At 63.2% G+C, this 15,106-nt stretch carries 16 protein-coding genes; 4 read left to right on the forward strand and 12 right to left on the reverse strand.

The features are described 5' to 3' along the window. Positions 1-36: 36 nt before the first annotated feature. Genes PDMSB3_RS35425 through PDMSB3_RS35470 form a run of 10 tightly spaced genes read right to left on the reverse strand, consistent with a single transcriptional unit; the run spans position 37 to position 8,223 of the window. The gene (locus tag PDMSB3_RS35425) at positions 37-867 is read right to left on the reverse strand and encodes an aspartate dehydrogenase (protein ID WP_007178564.1); all 831 of its coding nucleotides are present in this window, start codon (positions 865-867) and stop codon (positions 37-39) included. Continuing rightward, on the reverse strand, positions 860-2,518 hold the full coding sequence (locus PDMSB3_RS35430; protein ID WP_035516860.1) for a thiamine pyrophosphate-binding protein: 1,659 nt from the start codon (positions 2,516-2,518) through the stop codon (positions 860-862). Before PDMSB3_RS35430 ends, PDMSB3_RS35425 begins: the two co-directional genes overlap by 8 nt. Next, positions 2,511-3,320 (reverse strand): SDR family oxidoreductase, encoded by an 810-nt coding sequence (locus PDMSB3_RS35435; RefSeq protein WP_007178566.1) that lies wholly within the window; start codon positions 3,318-3,320, stop codon positions 2,511-2,513. Before PDMSB3_RS35435 ends, PDMSB3_RS35430 begins: the two co-directional genes overlap by 8 nt. After that, entirely contained in the window at positions 3,320-4,204 is an 885-nt protein-coding gene (locus PDMSB3_RS35440; RefSeq protein ID WP_007178567.1) for an IclR family transcriptional regulator, read from the reverse strand. Before PDMSB3_RS35440 ends, PDMSB3_RS35435 begins: the two co-directional genes overlap by 1 nt. Continuing rightward, positions 4,205-5,095, reverse strand: a complete 891-nt coding sequence (locus PDMSB3_RS35445) for an alpha/beta fold hydrolase (protein ID WP_165189558.1) — start codon at positions 5,093-5,095, stop codon at positions 4,205-4,207. It abuts the gene before it with no gap. A 46-nt stretch (positions 5,096-5,141) separates the two neighbouring features. Then, the gene (locus tag PDMSB3_RS35450; RefSeq protein WP_165189560.1) at positions 5,142-5,669 is read right to left on the reverse strand and encodes a cupin domain-containing protein; all 528 of its coding nucleotides are present in this window, start codon (positions 5,667-5,669) and stop codon (positions 5,142-5,144) included. A 26-nt stretch (positions 5,670-5,695) separates the two neighbouring features. After that, a complete protein-coding gene (locus tag PDMSB3_RS35455; RefSeq protein ID WP_007178570.1) occupies positions 5,696-6,463 on the reverse strand; it encodes an SDR family oxidoreductase in 768 nt (255 codons plus the stop codon). Continuing rightward, positions 6,456-7,547, reverse strand: coding sequence for an aromatic ring-hydroxylating dioxygenase subunit alpha (locus PDMSB3_RS35460; RefSeq protein ID WP_007178571.1), 1,092 nt, complete (start codon positions 7,545-7,547; stop codon positions 6,456-6,458). Before PDMSB3_RS35460 ends, PDMSB3_RS35455 begins: the two co-directional genes overlap by 8 nt. Positions 7,548-7,595: 48 nt before the next feature. After that, entirely contained in the window at positions 7,596-7,907 is a 312-nt protein-coding gene (locus PDMSB3_RS35465) for a recombinase-like helix-turn-helix domain-containing protein (RefSeq protein WP_007178572.1), read from the reverse strand. Position 7,908: 1 nt separating this feature from the next. Beyond that, on the reverse strand, positions 7,909-8,223 hold the full coding sequence (locus PDMSB3_RS35470) for a non-heme iron oxygenase ferredoxin subunit (RefSeq protein WP_006047381.1): 315 nt from the start codon (positions 8,221-8,223) through the stop codon (positions 7,909-7,911). 440 nt (positions 8,224-8,663) lie between these two features. Between PDMSB3_RS35470 and PDMSB3_RS35475 the strand changes: the two genes are divergently transcribed. Further along, positions 8,664-9,737 (forward strand): porin, encoded by a 1,074-nt coding sequence (locus PDMSB3_RS35475; RefSeq protein ID WP_007178574.1) that lies wholly within the window; start codon positions 8,664-8,666, stop codon positions 9,735-9,737. Between the two features lie 103 nt (positions 9,738-9,840). Here the strand turns inward: PDMSB3_RS35475 and PDMSB3_RS35480 are convergent, their stop codons facing one another. Further along, positions 9,841-10,815 (reverse strand): IclR family transcriptional regulator, encoded by a 975-nt coding sequence (locus PDMSB3_RS35480; protein WP_007178575.1) that lies wholly within the window; start codon positions 10,813-10,815, stop codon positions 9,841-9,843. Positions 10,816-11,228: 413 nt separating this feature from the next. Here PDMSB3_RS35480 and PDMSB3_RS35485 point away from each other — a divergent pair, with 413 nt between their 5' ends. The 3 genes from PDMSB3_RS35485 (at position 11,229) to PDMSB3_RS35495 (ending at position 13,876) form a co-directional block, all read left to right on the forward strand. Next, positions 11,229-11,516: a hypothetical protein gene (locus tag PDMSB3_RS35485; protein WP_007178576.1), complete on the forward strand. Its 288-nt coding sequence runs from the start codon at positions 11,229-11,231 to the stop codon at positions 11,514-11,516. 99 nt (positions 11,517-11,615) lie between these two features. Further along, complete coding sequence (locus tag PDMSB3_RS35490) at positions 11,616-13,319, forward strand: acid phosphatase (RefSeq protein WP_165189562.1); 1,704 nt, start codon at positions 11,616-11,618, stop codon at positions 13,317-13,319. A 197-nt stretch (positions 13,320-13,516) separates the two neighbouring features. Beyond that, positions 13,517-13,876 (forward strand): DUF3564 domain-containing protein, encoded by a 360-nt coding sequence (locus tag PDMSB3_RS35495; RefSeq protein WP_007178578.1) that lies wholly within the window; start codon positions 13,517-13,519, stop codon positions 13,874-13,876. A 289-nt stretch (positions 13,877-14,165) separates the two neighbouring features. Here the strand turns inward: PDMSB3_RS35495 and PDMSB3_RS35500 are convergent, their stop codons facing one another. Further along, complete coding sequence (locus PDMSB3_RS35500) at positions 14,166-15,092, reverse strand: 3-hydroxyacyl-CoA dehydrogenase (RefSeq protein ID WP_007178579.1); 927 nt, start codon at positions 15,090-15,092, stop codon at positions 14,166-14,168. Positions 15,093-15,106 lie beyond the last annotated feature (14 nt).

Here is a 15,106-nt window from a genome sequence, read left to right on the forward strand (position 1 = left end):
GTCGTTCCGGTTTGCTTCAGCTATTCAACTGATGGCTTAGATCACACAGCGCGCCGCGCGATTGCGTAGCGCACGCATCGCGCTGTAGGCGGTCAGCGCAGACGTCTTGGGATTGTCCGGCAGCGGTTTGCCGCACATTTCCAGCGACATCTCGCCGAACGCGCCGCGCGCCACGACGCGGTGCACGTTGCGCGTCACGTTCGGATCGGCGATCAGTCGAACCGTGGTGTGGTCCAGACCGAGGCCGGCCAGCGCGATCGTCGCGGCCACGTTGGCGTTCTTCGGATAGAGGCGCGCCGCTTCGCGCGCGCTGCCTTCGAAGATCACCTTCTCTTCGTTCAGCGTGTTCAGATCGCAGACCTGTTCCGCCGGCGTGCCGAGCCAACCCGTGGGCGGTTTGCGGCCGGTGTACAGCACTTCGTCGAGACCGCCGAGCTTGGCCGCGGCCAGCGCGTCCACGCCGCCGATTGCGCCCGAGAGCAGCGTCAGCGTGGCGTCGCCTTCATCGGCGGCGGCGGACAGTGCGTCGAGCAGCATCATGTCGGAGAGCGCGCCGATGGAAGCAACCGCGCAGTCCGTGCCGGCCTTCAGCAACGGCACCACGTGATCGACCAATGCGCTATGTCCCGCGCATTCCAGCGCGAAATGCGGCTGACTGCTCAAGGCGGACACGGAGGCCACAACATCCACCGAGTCGCCCACTACTTCACGCACCGACCCCATATGACGCTCCGGCACGATCACGTGCGACACGCGCACCGTCGGATCGGCAGCGACCGAGCGGTACACCGCCTGGCCGATCGCGCCGAAGCCGATCATCGCGACGTCGACGGGTGCGTGATGCCCCGCGTAACCCGCATCACGCATGTTCCGGCTCCTGTTCCTTGACCGGCGGGCCCGCGAACGCGGTGGCGAACGAGCCGACCGACAGCATGTCCACTTCGACCAGCACGGGCCCGGTCTTCGCCATGCCTTCGCGAATGATCGCGTCGGCCTGGTCGAGCGATTTGATGCGGTAGTGCGTGAGTTTCAGGCTCTCGCAGAACTGCGCGAAATCCGGCTGATGCAGATCGACATAGCAACGGCGGCCACCGTATTGCGCGTCCTGAATGTTGCGGATCACGCCGTAGCACTGGTCGTTCATCAGCACGATCATCACGTTGGCGTTTTCCTGCACGGCCGTGGCGAGTTCGCCGACGTTGACCATCAAGCCGCCGTCGCCGACGAGGCACACGGTTTTCGCCGCGCTGCCCGCAAGCGCCGCGCCGATGCCCATCTGCATGCCCTGGCCGATACCGCCGCCGAGCGCATGAACGCCAGCACGCGGCGAGAAAATCTTCAGCATGCGGTTGCCCCACGTGCTGTTCGAGATCGTGACGTCGCGCACCCAGTTGTAGTCGCGGCCCACCGCCCCTTGCAGCGCGTCGACGAGACGCTTGTACGGGCCGAGGCCTTTGCCCACATCGGCGACGGCGCTTTCGCGCGCGGCAGCGAGGTCTTGCGCGAATGCCGGATCGACCTTGAGGCGTCCTTCGAGCAGCGTCGCGAGTTCTTCCAGCACAGCCGATGCATCGCCGTGAATGAACATCTCGTTGCGATAGCCGCGGTTATCGGCGAGCGCGTCGGCGTCGATGCGATACAGCGGTTGCGGCAGCGCGAGCTTGTACTTCAGCGTTTCATTGCCACGCAAACGCGAACCAACCACCACCAGTGCATCGCACGTCTTGTAGAAGCTCTCGACCGCCGCGTGCACGTTGAACGCGCCGAGCGTCGCCGGATGGTCTTCCGGCAGCACGCCACGGCCTTGCACGCTGGTCACGACGCCAAAACCCAGCGCCACCAGACGCTCAACTGCCCTGGTCGCATGGCGCGTACCACCGCCCAGCCACAACAGCGGGCGCCTGGCCGTGGCCAGCAAATCGGCGAGTTGCGCGACACGTTGCTTGCAATGGGTGAGCGTCGTGATGTGCGGTGCGGCCAGATCGGCGGGCCATTCGACTTCGGCAGCCTGAATGTCGATGGGAATCTCGACGCTCACCGGGCCGCTCGGTGCGGTCTGCGCGACGCGCACGGCTTCGCGGATCGTCGGCAGCGCGGTTTCGACCGAACGCACGCGAAACGCGGCCTTCGAGATCGACGACAGCATCGACAGCTGATCCGGTGCTTCGTGAATGTATGCGAGATCCTGATCGAGGTATTCGGTTTCGATCTGGCCGGTGACATGCAGCAGCGCCGTGCCCGCGGTCAATGCTTCGACCATCGCGCCCGCTGCATTGCCCGCAGCGGTGCCCGTGCTGGTAAACGCGACGCCGAGGCCGCCGGAAACACGTGCGAGGCCATCGGCCATGTTCACCGCGCCGGCTTCGCCGCGCGCGCCGACATAGCGGATCTTGCCGCGGTTGTGGATCGCGTCGAGGATCGGCATGTTGTGGATCGAGATCACGCCGAATGCGGTTTGAACGCCGCATTGCTCGAGAAAGGCGGCGATCAGTTCGCCAACGGTGGTTTTATTAGACATGTCGTGCAACGCCTCCAGAAACATCGATATGACTGCCCGTCGTATAGGACGACAGCGTCGTAGCCAGATAAAAGAGCGCTTGAGCGGCTTCTTCGGGGCGACCGAAGCGGCCTAGCGGAATGTTTTTCTTGCGCGCCAGCTCGGCGGTCCAGTCCTCCCAGCTCTGACCCGGCTGCGCTTCTTTCGCGTAACGGCGGCGCCATTGACCCGATTCGACAATGCCGATCAGAATCGAATTGACGCGGATGCGCTGCGGCGCAAGTTCCACCGCGAGCGACTTGAGCAGGTTCTGCACACCGGCACGCGCCGACGAAGTCGCCACCATGTGCGGCTCGGGTTGCAGTGCGAGCAGCGAGTTCACGCAGACAATCGCGGCGTTACTGTTCGATGCGGCAACGTCTCGCAGCATCGGCAGAAACGCGCGGGTCGGGCGAATCACGCTGAAGTACTTCAGGTCGAGTTCTTCGCGCCAGGCTTCGTCGGTGGTGTCGGCGAAAGTCGACACGCGGCCCTGGCCGGCGTTGTTGATCAGCATGTCGGCGCGGCCAAAGCGGCTCTGCACGGCTTCCGCGAAAGCTTTTACGTCGTCGGCGTCGAGCACGTCGCAGCGGCGCGCAAGCAGTTGCGCCTGCGGGAACTGCGCCTTCAGCGCGGCTTCCGCCTGCGCGAGACGTTCGGTGTCGCGGCCGCAGATCGCGACCGAGGCGCCGGCCCGCAGAAACAGTTCGGCAGTGGCGAGGCCGATGCCGGACGAGCCGCCCGTCACCACCGCTACCTGCCCGGTCAAGTCGATTTGGATCATCAGAGCCCCAATGCCTTCATGTATTTGCTGCCCGCATTCGGCCCACCCTTCGGCCGATAGTTGAGCCGCTGCGAAAGATCGTCGGCGGCGCGGCGGACCTTGTCGATCAGGCCGCTATCGAGCAGCGACGCGTCGATCTCGTGGCGCGGAATCGTCGTCGTGATGACGGCGACGATGCGCCCCGTGTCGTTGCGCACCGGCGCGCTGACCACCGAAATGCCGCGCTCGAACGACGACTCGCTGATCGCGAAACCACGCCGTGCGTCGTCGCGAATCCGTTCATACAGGTCGTCGACGGTGGTGGGCGTCTGCTTCGTGAAGCGTTCGAGTTCCGGCTCGGGATAGAGCTTTTTCAACTCGTCGAGCGTCAGGTCGCCCATCAGGACCTGGCCGTGCGTGGTGGCGTGAGCCGGCAGACGCGTGCCTACATTCACCTTCACCGAGCTGAAAATCGGCGTATGGCTTTGCGCCTTGGCGACGAACACGACGTCGCGTCCATCGCGGATCACGATATGGCTGGTGAGGCCCGTTTCCGTACGCAGCGCTTCGATGACCGGCAAGCCGAGGTCGGTCAGTTCGAGCGAGCTCAGATATTCGAAGCCGAGCCGCAGTACCGCAACGCCGAGGCGATAGTTGCGGTCCTTGTCGGCACGCTCGAGAAAGCCGAGCGATTCCAGGGTTTGCAGCAGACGGAACACCGTCGTGCGAGGAATCTTCAGGCGTTTCGATAATTCCGGTGCGCCGAGAACCGGCTCGCGTGGCGAGAACTCCGTGAGAATCTTCAAACCGCGTTCGAGACCCGGCACCCGGTAGGCAGTGTCGCCATTGGTGTCGTTGCGGTCGTCGTCCGCGTCGCGCTCGGCGTTAATGGTGTCGGGCGTCATTCATTGGCTCCGTTGTCCGTCGCTCGTGCGACAGAACGTGTCGATGATCGCGGTGTACGCGGCGGGTGCTTCGATATAGCCGGCGTGCCCCGCGCGAGGCACGACCTGCAACTTGGTGCCCGCGGCCAGCGCGATACGCTCGCAGGCTTCGGGCGTGGTAATGGTGTCGTCGGCACCGACGGCCACGTTGATGCGGCCCTGGTGGCGCGCGAGGTCACTCGCCAGATCGGCGTTGGCGAGCAGATGCGTGGCCTGCGCATAACCGTGCGGGATCACGCGCGCCATGTTCCAGCGCACCCATGCGCGAGCTTCGTCGCTTGCATGAGCGGACAACATATTGGTGCTGCGTTGTTCGGCGAGACCTTGCGGGCCGAGTTCGTTCAGCATCGCGAGACGCTGATCGCGCTTCGTGTTGCGTACCTCCGCCGACGCCGCGCCGTAACCGCCAGCCGGCGACAACAGCAGCAACCCGGCCACGCGCTGCGGATGCATCACGGCAAACGCGCCGGCTATGATCGCGCCGAGCGAATGCCCAAGCAGCACGCATCGTTCGATGCCGAGCGCGTCGAGCCATTCCTTCAGCACGTTCGCGTAGTCAGCCGCAGTTGGCGAGTCGGCCGCGACCGGCGTGGAGGCGCCATAACCCGGCGCATCCCATGCCAGCACGCGGCGCGTCGCGCCAAGCACTTCGAACTGCTGCACCCACGACGCCGCGCCCGAACCGATACCGTGCAGCAACACGAGCGGCAGCGCGCCGCTGTCGGCGCTATCCACTTCGCGATAGCTCACCGCGCGTTGCGACGCCAGCCAGATCTGCTGCGCCGGGAAACGCGCAAGGCGCGCTTCGAGCGTGGCGTGTGGATCTGCGGTAACGGATGGAACAGCGGACATGATTTCCTTCGCGGGTGTTTTTGAAACTGCGGTAGCGTTTGAAGGCTTAGCGCTTGAGGCTGGCCAACGGCGAATCCGGCGGATACGTCGGCGTAATCGGCTTCGGTGAACCGAGCATCACGCACATCAACGCGTCTTGTTCACCAATGTTGATTTCCGTGCGATACACGCCCGGCGGCACCGAGATCAGATCGCGCTCGCCGAGCACGGCTTCCCACGTTTCGCCGTCTTTCTCGCAGATCACTTTCATCTTGCCGCGCAGCACGAAGAAAATTTCTTCGACATCCATATGAATATGGCTCGGGCCGATGTTGCCGGCCGGGATCACCATCGTCGAGAACGTGAAGCCGCCTGCGGGCACCGTGTTCACGTCTTTCGCGACGCCCGTGCCGCCCGTGCCGACATAGCGCATTTGCGCGCGGCGATACTTCGGGTCGTAGTCGGCCTGGAACTTCAGTGCATCCCAGTCATAGCGACGCGTTTCCAGGCGCGCGACGCGGCTGTCCAGCCATTGGGCAAAGCTCGCGTCCGCGGGTTGTTCCCACGATTTGCGTTCGATATCGGCGTCCGCCATCTCTTTCTCCTTTCGATTCGACAAGATCAATTCATCACGAAGCCGCCGTTGACCGGCAGCAGTTGGCCGGTCACGAAGCGAGCGGCATCGGACAACAGGAACAGCACCGGCCCGGTGACGTCGTCGGGCACTTGTGCGCGCGTGAGCGCGCGGCCTTGCAGGTAATACTGATGACGCTCGGCGGGCACATACGCGGTCGCCTCGACTTCGGTCAGTCCCGGCGCGATCGCATTGACCGTCACCTGATGCGCGCCGAATTCACGCGCCAGCGAGCGGGTCATCGAGATCACCGCGCCCTTGCTGGCGACGTAAGCGAGCAGCTTCGGCGCACCCCACATCGCCGTGTCCGAGGCAATGTTGACGATGCTGCCGCGGCCCGAGTCGCGCAGATACGGCAGCGCTGCGGTGCTCATCAACCAGGTACCGCGCACGTTGACGTTCATCACGGCGTCCCAAGTCTCGACGGACAACTCGTCGGCGAACTTACCGCCTGAGTTGGTGATGGCCGCGTTGTTGATCAGTGCGTCAATGCCGCCGAGTTGCGCCGCGCCCTGCTCAGCGAATTGCTTGATGCTTGCGGGGTCGGCAAGATCGAGCGGCACGTAAGTGACCGCATGACCTTGTTCGGCGAGCGACGCTGCTAGCGCTTCACCTTCTTCATGCAGCACGTCGCCGAACACCACGCGCGCGCCGGCTTGCACCAGCGAGCGGACGAATGCCGCGCCGAGACCGCGCGCGCCGCCCGTCACCAGGACGCGACGTCCGTTGAGCGCTGCGGGCGCGTCGTTATGCATGGCTGTGACCTGCTTCTGCCGCTGCCGGCGTGGCGCTGGCCACTTGAGCGCGATGCGCGTCCAGATCGGCGAAGTGCTGCTGCGCACGCTGACGCAACATGCGGCGCACGCGCGTCATGCCGACGTCGTGCTGATACAGAAACTCGTGATCGCGCGCATTCGGCGCCATGCTTTCCAGCACATAGCGGTCTTGCTCCAGCACGGCCCAATGCAGACCTTCCAGACGGTTGCGATACATGAAACGCCATGCGTCGCGCTGCCAGCCTTGCACCTTGCGGGTACGCCAGAAATAGACCTGGCAGTTGTCTTCGTCGACGGGAACGGCGAAGCCGATGATCCCGAAGTTGCCGCCCGGCCCGAACTTCTTCTTGTACGGAATCGCGAGACGCATCCACAGGCAACCGGTTTCGCCGAGTTCCACCCAGTCGAAATTCACATCGCGCTGGCCGATCTTTTCGAACATCAGTCCGGTTTCGGTCTTGCGCACGCGCATGTCGGCCTGCTTGTCGCCTTCAGCCATTGAATGCGAGGTCGCGTGCAGATACGCGCCGTGCATCGGGTCCATCACGTTGTCGATCGCGTACTGGTAATTGCACTTCCAGTGCGACATGCACAGGAAGCTCGCGTATTCCTCGCCGACCAGTTCTTCCGGCAGCACGAGCGGCGCGGGTTCTTTATGCGCGTCGTCGCCGAACCACAGAAAAATCGCGCCGGCATGCTCTTCGACCGGATACGACTTCACGCACTTCTGGCCTTCCAACGGGCAGTTCGATACAGCAGGCACCTTGGTAACCGTGCCACCGCCGTCGACTTCAATGCCGTGATACCAGCATGCGACGCTGCCGCCGAGGTTCCAGCCGAGCGACAGACGCGCGCCGCGGTGCGGGCAGCGATCTTCGAGCGCGCGGACTTTGCCTTCCTTGTCGCGCCACAGCACGATCTGGTCGCCCAGCCGCGTGATGCCGACCGGCGCGTCGCCGACTTGCCAGCTCGGCGCAACGGGATACCAGTAGTTGCGCAGACCTTTGTTCAGATAGGACTGGATCGGGTCGGCCGCGCCTTGCGTTGTATTGGGGGACGTCATGAAAAGACTCCGGATGCGGATGCGATGAACGTGTTCGGGAAAGCGCGCTTATTCGGCGAGCAGGCGGAATTCGGCGGCGAGGCGCTCGGCGTCCCACGTATTGCCTTCCGGAGTGCGGAAGCCGACGCGGTTCAAACCGTCGACCACTTCCTGCAACTCCGTTGCGCCCGCTTCGAACACTTTTTCGAGCGCGTCGCCGAAATCGTTTTCGTATTGGGTCGGCTCGGCCTTGCGCGTTTGCCAGATGAAGTTCTCGCTTTCGCCCGGCTTCTCGATCACGCCCTTGCCGGCGACGTTGTTCGGCTGCGGCGCGAGCCACGGCTTCAGGAAGGGATTGAAGTTCACGGTTTGCTCTCGCATGTCATTCCACCTTGATCTGGATTTCTTCGCCGGCGAGACGTACCGAATACGTCTTCAGGTCGCGGCCACCCGGCTCTTTCAGGCATTTGCCGGTCGGGATATGGAACACGGCTTCGTGCAGCGGGCACTCGACGGTGTCGCCGTCGATAAAGCCTTGCGTCAGCAACGCGTACGCATGGGGGCAGACGTTTTCCAGCGCATACAGCGCATCGCCCACCTTGTAGATGCCGATCTCCGTGCCGTCGAGTTTGAACTCGAGCGGCGCGTCATCGGACAGGTCGCCGGCATGGCCGGCGCAGCGCCATTGTTCAGTCATTTCTCGCCTTCTCCTGAAGCCCTATGTTCCATATACGGAACATCAGTTCGTGTATGGATAATTATAGGAGCGGCTTCGGCGAGAAAAAATAAAAATCTGGACGGGTAGGGGAAAACACCGAGTGTGGCGGCCAAAATACATCGCCGCGCGAACCGGCGAGACCGGCGCCTGTGCGCGCCAAGCCTTACAGCGCTTGGCTTTGAGCCGTATTTTCAGACGAAACCGACAGCCCTCATGCGGGTTTGTACGGGGTCCGAAAATTTATTTTGACCACTTCTAGACTCACTATAATTTTCCATAGGCGATACAAACGCCCATAGGTGGAACATAAAGCGTAGCAGTTTTGGCGCATAAACCCAGAACTGCATTCAACCCAAAGCAAGGATCAGGGACGACGAATCTGGCGAAAGCTATCCGTCGTGTGATCAGGAGAACCAACGGTGAAGCACATCATTGCGGCCGGCTTGACGGCAATCTGCGCAACGACAGGCGCATGGGCGCAGAGCAGTGTGACGCTATACGGCAGCCTGGATGCCGGTGTCGCGTATGTCAGCAATGTAGGTGGCCATTCGAAGTGGATGGAAGAACAGGGCAACATGCAGCCTGACCGCTGGGGCCTGAAGGGCGTGGAAGATCTGGGCGGCGGCCTGAAGACGGTCTTCCAGTTGGAAAACGGCTTCTATACGAACACCGGCGCGTTCGCGAAATCCGGCGTGCTGTTCAACCGCCAGGCGTTTGTCGGTTTGAGCTCCGACACGATCGGCACGCTGACGCTCGGTCATCAGACGCCGTTCAGCTTCGACGTGCTGGGTCCGCTGAGCACGGCTTATCTGGCGGCCAGCTGGTACGCGTTCCACCCGGGCAATATCGACGAACTCGCCGACACGGGCGTGGTGCCGTTCGACAATTCGGTGAAATTCCGCTCGGCGAGTTTCAACGGCTTTCAGGTCGGCGCGATGATGGGTCTCGGCAATACGACCAACTTCTCCACCGGCAAGACACTGAGCTTTGCGCTTAGCTATGCGAACGGTCCGTTCAAGGCCGGCGCGACGTATGCGAATGAGCACGACCGCACGCCGTCGATCGTCACCACGGGCATCACCAACTTCCAGGGCGTGGCAGCGGCGGCTTACACCGCGAGCAAGGTCGAAAACATGGGCGCGGGCGCGTCATACCAGTTCGGCAAGCTGCTGGTGCACGGTCTGTACACGCGCGTGAAGCTGGAGTCGGCCGGGCACTCGGACACGTATCAGAGCTACGACGTCGGCGCGAATTATCAGTTCACGCCGTTCAACAGCGTCGCCGGCGGTGCCGCGACGACGACGTTGGCGGGGCATCGCTGGACGCAGTTCGAGATCGGCGACATCTACGCGCTGTCGAAGTCGACGCAACTCTACGTGAATGCACTGTACGAGCGCGCGGGTTCGAACACGGATGCGGCGTTCTTTACGGCAGGTGTGTCGAGCGGCCGGAACCAGACGATCATCCTGACCGGCATCCATCACTCGTTCTGATGTGCTGACGATGCTGTGATGTGAAGCAGGCGGTCCGGCTGGCGAATGCAGCCGGACTAGCGCCCAAGCGAATGCGGAAGCGGAAACAGGGGCGAAAGCGGAATCAGCTCGCCGCCACCGGCTTGCGGCGGGCCTGAATCGCGGTCGGATCGTCCGCACGCGGCCGATAGCTGAGCCGCTCGGACAATTCGAGCGCCGCCTGGCAAACCGCAATGATGAGCGGCTCGCGCTCTTCGGCTTCGCCGATATCCGAACGTGGGATCGTGACCGTCAAGGCGGCCGCGATCTTGCCGCTCTGGTCGCGCACCGGTGCGCTCACTACCGAAATACCCCGCTCGAACGACGCTTCGCTCAGCGCATAGCCGAGCGTCGCGCTTTCGCGCACTCTCCCATACAGCTCTTCCACGGTGGCCGGCGTGCGTTCGGTGAAACGTTCGAGTTGCGGCTCGGGATATAACTGGCGCAATTCCTCGAAGCTGAGATCGCCCATCAACACCTGGCCGTGCACCGTCGCATGTGCCGGCAAACGCGTGCCGACGTGGACCTTCACCGAACTGAACATCGGTGCATGGGTTTGCGCCTTGGCGACGAACACCACGTCGCGCTGATCGCGAATCAGCAGATGCGTGCTCAATCCCGTGGCATCGCGCAGGCGTTCGAGAATCGGCGTGCCGACATCGGTCAGTTCGAGCGAACTCAGATATTCGAAGCCAAGCCTCAACACCGCGACGCTCAGGCGAAAATAACGGTCGCCGTTGACGCGCTCCAGAAAGCCGAGCGCTTCGAGCGTCTGTAATAAACGGAACGTGGTGGTGCGCGGAATGCCGATACGCTTGGACAATTCGGGCGCACCGAGCACCGGCTCGCGCGCGCTGAATTCCGCCAGAATACGCAGACCCCGTTCCAGGCCCGGCACGAGATAAGTCGATCCGCCGGCGCTTTCTTCGTCGGTGGAATCCGGGGACTCGGCGCCATCCAGCCGGCTCGGCAACGCCGCGTCGTCCTGCGAAATCGCGGCTGCCGCACCGCGTGGCTTTGCGTGCTTGCGTCCCGCTCCTGTCTGCTCTTCTTTTGCCATCTTGGCTGCCGTTTCTGCTGTTCATCAAGGTCAGATCAGCATGATAGCGCGTGCCGCCGGGCACCTTCACTGTCGTCGTTATTTCTTCCGACACGCCCCGCCGCGAGCCGTCCGATCCTCTACACTCGTGGAGCGCTCGCCGGTATGGCGGAACGTGCCCGAGGTCGTGCGCCGGGTCGTGCGCCGGGTCGTGCGCTGGGTCGTGTGCCGGGTCGTGTGCCGGGTCGTGTGCCGGGTCGTGTGCCGGGTCGTGTGCCGGGTCGTGTGCCGGGTCGTGTGCTGGGTCGTGGTTAACCATGCCTTTCGCCGCACCGCCACCGTTTCACGCGGTGCTATGCTTTGAAGCGGTCCATTGCGCCAAGCCTCGCTGCGGCCGCGCATTCGCTCCGCTCAGGCGTTCGGAGGCCACACCCATGTCCGATTCCATTCAGATTCAGGTTGCCGACTCGCACCTTTATCCGGGCTGCGCGGTGCGCATCGCATACTTGCCGGAGCAGGCACGGGCGGCCGCGGCCGTCGTCGAATTCGCCGACGGTTCCGGCGCCAACGCCACTTGCCATCGACGAACGCTCGACGAACTCGAATTGATGGTGGACCGCTATGCCACGCAAAAGCGTCACCCCGTCGACACCCGGCATTGGCTTCTGCTTGCCGTCGACGCGACGCATAACAGTTGGCGCGTAAAGCGCCGGCTGCCTTAGCCTGTACTTTCCGCCCGCTTCGAATCCGCAACCGGTGCCGCGCATAGGCGGCTCCGAGCGGAGCCTGAGCGCCCGTCACAGCCACGTCGAAACCTAGCGATGACCGATCACGACTCCAACCTGCCGCCGAGCGCCACCAACGCCGACAACACCCCTGACGCGCCGGACGATCCCGACCGCCGCCGGGTTCTCACCGGCCTCGCGGCGGTCGGTCTCGGACTGGCGCTCACCGGCTGCAAAACCGACCAGAACCTGTTCAGCGACGGCGCGCCGCGCAGCGCCGCCGACCTACGCCTCGACGCCGCGCTCCGCGATCAGGTCAGGCACATCGTGGTGATCTATGCGGAGAACCGCAGCTTCGCCAACCTGTACGGCAACTTCCCCGGCATTCAAAATCCGCTCGATGCCGTGAGCGCCAAGCGCTATCTGCAACTCGACCGCGACGGCAAGACGCCGCTGCCGCGCTTGCCGGCAATCTGGGGCGGCCTCGTGCCGCAAGCGCAGGAAGTGGACGGCAAGCGCTACATGATCGGCCAGAAAGACATCGTCGATCTGCGCAACGGCCCCTTCTACATCGCCGACGCGCAGGGTGCGCCGCTGCCGACCGGCGTGATCACGCGCGATCTCGTGCACCGCTTCTATCAGAACCAGATGCAGATCAACGCCGGCCGCAACAACCAGTTCGCCGCGTGGGGCGATTCCGGCGGCCTAGTGATGGGCCACTACCGCAACTCCGCCGACACACTGCGCCTGTGGAATCTCGCGCAGCAGTACACGCTGTGCGACAACTTTTTCATGGCGGCTTTTGGCGGCTCGTGGCTGAACCACATCTTTCTGATTTCGGCACAGGCGCCGTTCTATCCCGACATTCAGAACAGCCCGGCAAAGAAGATGGTGTCGGTGGTTGAAGGCGACGATCCGACCGGCACACGGCTGAAGCAGGCGGAAGACTCGCCCGCCTCCGCGCTCGACGGTCCGCCGAAGTTCGTCAACGACGGCGCGTTCACCGCCGACGGCTATGCCGTCAACACGATGGCGCCGCCATATCAGCCGAGCAACGTGCGGCCGGCCGAAGGCGGCAATCCGGCCTTTGCGGATCTGTCGAATCCGCGCGTGCTGCCGCCGCAGAATTACGCGACGATCGGCGACCGCCTGACGGACAAAGGTGTCGATTGGGCGTGGTACAGCGGCGCATGGCAGTACGCGTTGGAGCATCAGGATACCGGTGCCGTGCCCGACTTTCAGTATCACCACCAGCCGTTCAACTACTTCGCCAATTACGCGCCGGGCACGGCGGCGCGGCGCAGGTATCTACGCGACGGCGGCCTCGGCAACGACGCGTCGACCAACCGTCTGATCGCGGATATCGATGCGGGTCGTTTGCCCACGGTCACGTTCTACAAGCCGCAAGGCGATCTGAACATGCATGCGGGCTATGCGGACGTCGAATCGGGCGACCGTCATATCGCGACGGTGATCGAACATATTCAACGCGGCCCGCAGTGGGCGAATACGGTCGTGATCGTGACCGTCGACGAGAACGGCGGCTGGTGGGATCCGGTCTCGCCGCCAAGAGGCGACCGCTGGGGTCCGGGCTCGCGGATTCCTGCATTGGTCGTTTCGCCGTTGGCGAAGAAGGGTTATGTCGACCACACCGTGTACGACACCAATTCGATTCTTCGATTGATCAGCCGGGTGCATGGCCTCGCGCCGCTCAAGGGCGTGGTGGCACGCGATCGCGCATTCGCGAGCAATGGGCTCGCGCCGTTGGGAGATTTGACAGCGAGCCTGGATCTGGCTTGAGAGTCGAGGTTCGTACGCCTGCGGTGTGGCCGCAGGCGTATCGGTATCCATCAGCGGTTACTGTACTCGTCACGCGCAAATGCGCTGCGCGGTTGCGTCCATTTTTTCGTGCCCGACCGTCATACCTTTTGCCTTGAATAACACGCGTTGCGGCATAGACTGATAAAGCACGACTTCGCAATCTGTACGGAACTGCCATGCGACTGACCATCCTCATCAACGGTTCGGATCCCACCGTCAGCCACGACTACGCTGTCTTATGGCTCGATACCGAAGAGCATCGGTGGTCGAGAGAGGCGCACCAGGGGATCGATCTGCCGCCGTGGGGCGAACTGCACGACGACAACGGCGTGACGACGCTTTGTGCGCCGAGCACGGACGCACCGCTGTGCACGTTGCGCGGCTTACACGTGGACCGCAAACAGCGCGTGAGCGCCGCGCAAGGCGCCGCGGCATGGACGGCCCTGCCGACGCGCGCGCCGACCAGCGGCTTCTGGCGTCTACAAGCAGTGGACCGTCAAACGGTCCGCGCCGAAAACAGCGTGTTCGGCAATTAGGTTTCAGCACCTCATTTCTTGTCGGTCGAAATTGCCGCGCGCGAGAGACTCGCGTGCGGCAATTTCGCACGCGCGTTCGCTCACTACATCAAAGAAGTTCTCGCGCGCGAATTTAAGGCCGCCTTAAGTTTGCGCACGTAGAGTTGGCAATCCACGCATTAGGGTCGCTGCAAAGCGGCCCATTTTTTTGTGCGAATCCGCTAGTGGAAAACCTGACTCTTCCGGCGAGCGGCTGCCTCCGGGCGAATCGACGGCCTCACCCCGGATCTCAAAGGCTTACGTACAATCGTCACGCTTTCCTGCGATTCCGGATCAAGCCCATCAACTGGCGATCACGCCACCGAACCCGTGCATCCCAATCGTCGAGTGGCAAGGCAGCGCGCCGCTGGGCCGCCACGAGTGTCACGAGATCGGGTGTCCATGGATCATGCTGGCCACGCGATGCGCCCATTCGTTCGTACGCAGGCCCCATCTTCTGCGCATGCGACGCGATCCCGCCGCGCGTGTTGAGATCAACGGTCTCGAACGGCCCTGTTACCGACCAGCGCAGGCCGACGCCGTCGCGTATCACCGTGTCGATATCCGCAACCGAAGCCACACCGTCCCGCACCAGGCAATATGCTTCGCGTAACACCGCGCCTTGCAGCCGGTTGAAAATGAACCCCTCGATCTCCCCCGTCACACGGACCGTGCTCATCCCCGCCGATTCGTAGAACTCCGTAGCGCGGCTGATCGTCGCGTCGTCTGTAAAGGGTGCCGGCACGATCTCGACTACCGGGATCAGATAAGGCGGATTGCCTGGATGCGCAACCAGGCAGCGCGCGCGCCCCGGCAAAGCACCGGCGAAAGAAGACGTGGTCAATGCCGACGAAGAACTCGCCAACACTGCGGTAGCAGGCGCATGCAGGTCGATTTGCGCGAATAGTTCGCGTTTCAGATCGACACGCTCCGGCGCGCATTCCTGCACGAGCACAACCTCACTTATCGCCTCGGCCAGGTCATCGAATACCGTAATGCGAGCCAGCATCGACTCCGCTGGTTCGGCGAGTAGCCCAAACTCGGCGAGATCGGCAAGGCGCGTCAGCACCTCGGGTTTCACGGCGTTTCGCCGCTCTTGCGCCGGTTCGTAAAGATGCACTGCAAAGCCGGCTCGGGCAAACACGATACAAAACGCAACACCAATGCTGCCCCCGCCGATGATCGCGACCTTCTTCATCACTTCTCCCATTC

Source organism: Paraburkholderia dioscoreae, from assembly GCF_902459535.1.
In the GTDB taxonomy this organism is placed as follows: Bacteria; Pseudomonadota; Gammaproteobacteria; order Burkholderiales; family Burkholderiaceae; genus Paraburkholderia; species Paraburkholderia dioscoreae.

Excerpts from the sequence above, each read along its gene's own strand:
- PDMSB3_RS35450 (WP_165189560.1), bottom strand. The coding sequence starts at position 5,669 with ATGGCGGACGCCGATATCGAACGCAAATCGTGGGAACAACCCGCGGAC.
- PDMSB3_RS35440 (WP_007178567.1), bottom strand. The coding sequence starts at position 4,204 with ATGACGCCCGACACCATTAACGCCGAGCGCGACGCGGACGACGACCGC.
- PDMSB3_RS35485 (WP_007178576.1), top strand. The coding sequence starts at position 11,229 with ATGTCCGATTCCATTCAGATTCAGGTTGCCGACTCGCACCTTTATCCG.
- PDMSB3_RS35495 (WP_007178578.1), top strand. The coding sequence starts at position 13,517 with ATGCGACTGACCATCCTCATCAACGGTTCGGATCCCACCGTCAGCCAC.
- PDMSB3_RS35465 (WP_007178572.1), bottom strand. The coding sequence starts at position 7,907 with ATGCGAGAGCAAACCGTGAACTTCAATCCCTTCCTGAAGCCGTGGCTC.
- PDMSB3_RS35490 (WP_165189562.1), top strand. The coding sequence starts at position 11,616 with ATGACCGATCACGACTCCAACCTGCCGCCGAGCGCCACCAACGCCGAC.
- PDMSB3_RS35500 (WP_007178579.1), bottom strand. The coding sequence starts at position 15,092 with ATGAAGAAGGTCGCGATCATCGGCGGGGGCAGCATTGGTGTTGCGTTT.
- PDMSB3_RS35435 (WP_007178566.1), bottom strand. The coding sequence starts at position 3,320 with ATGATCCAAATCGACTTGACCGGGCAGGTAGCGGTGGTGACGGGCGGC.
- PDMSB3_RS35425 (WP_007178564.1), bottom strand. The coding sequence starts at position 867 with ATGCGTGATGCGGGTTACGCGGGGCATCACGCACCCGTCGACGTCGCG.
- PDMSB3_RS35460 (WP_007178571.1), bottom strand. The coding sequence starts at position 7,547 with ATGACGTCCCCCAATACAACGCAAGGCGCGGCCGACCCGATCCAGTCC.
- PDMSB3_RS35480 (WP_007178575.1), bottom strand. The coding sequence starts at position 10,815 with ATGGCAAAAGAAGAGCAGACAGGAGCGGGACGCAAGCACGCAAAGCCA.
- PDMSB3_RS35430 (WP_035516860.1), bottom strand. The coding sequence starts at position 2,518 with ATGTCTAATAAAACCACCGTTGGCGAACTGATCGCCGCCTTTCTCGAG.
- PDMSB3_RS35445 (WP_165189558.1), bottom strand. The coding sequence starts at position 5,095 with ATGTCCGCTGTTCCATCCGTTACCGCAGATCCACACGCCACGCTCGAA.
- PDMSB3_RS35470 (WP_006047381.1), bottom strand. The coding sequence starts at position 8,223 with ATGACTGAACAATGGCGCTGCGCCGGCCATGCCGGCGACCTGTCCGAT.
- PDMSB3_RS35455 (WP_007178570.1), bottom strand. The coding sequence starts at position 6,463 with ATGCATAACGACGCGCCCGCAGCGCTCAACGGACGTCGCGTCCTGGTG.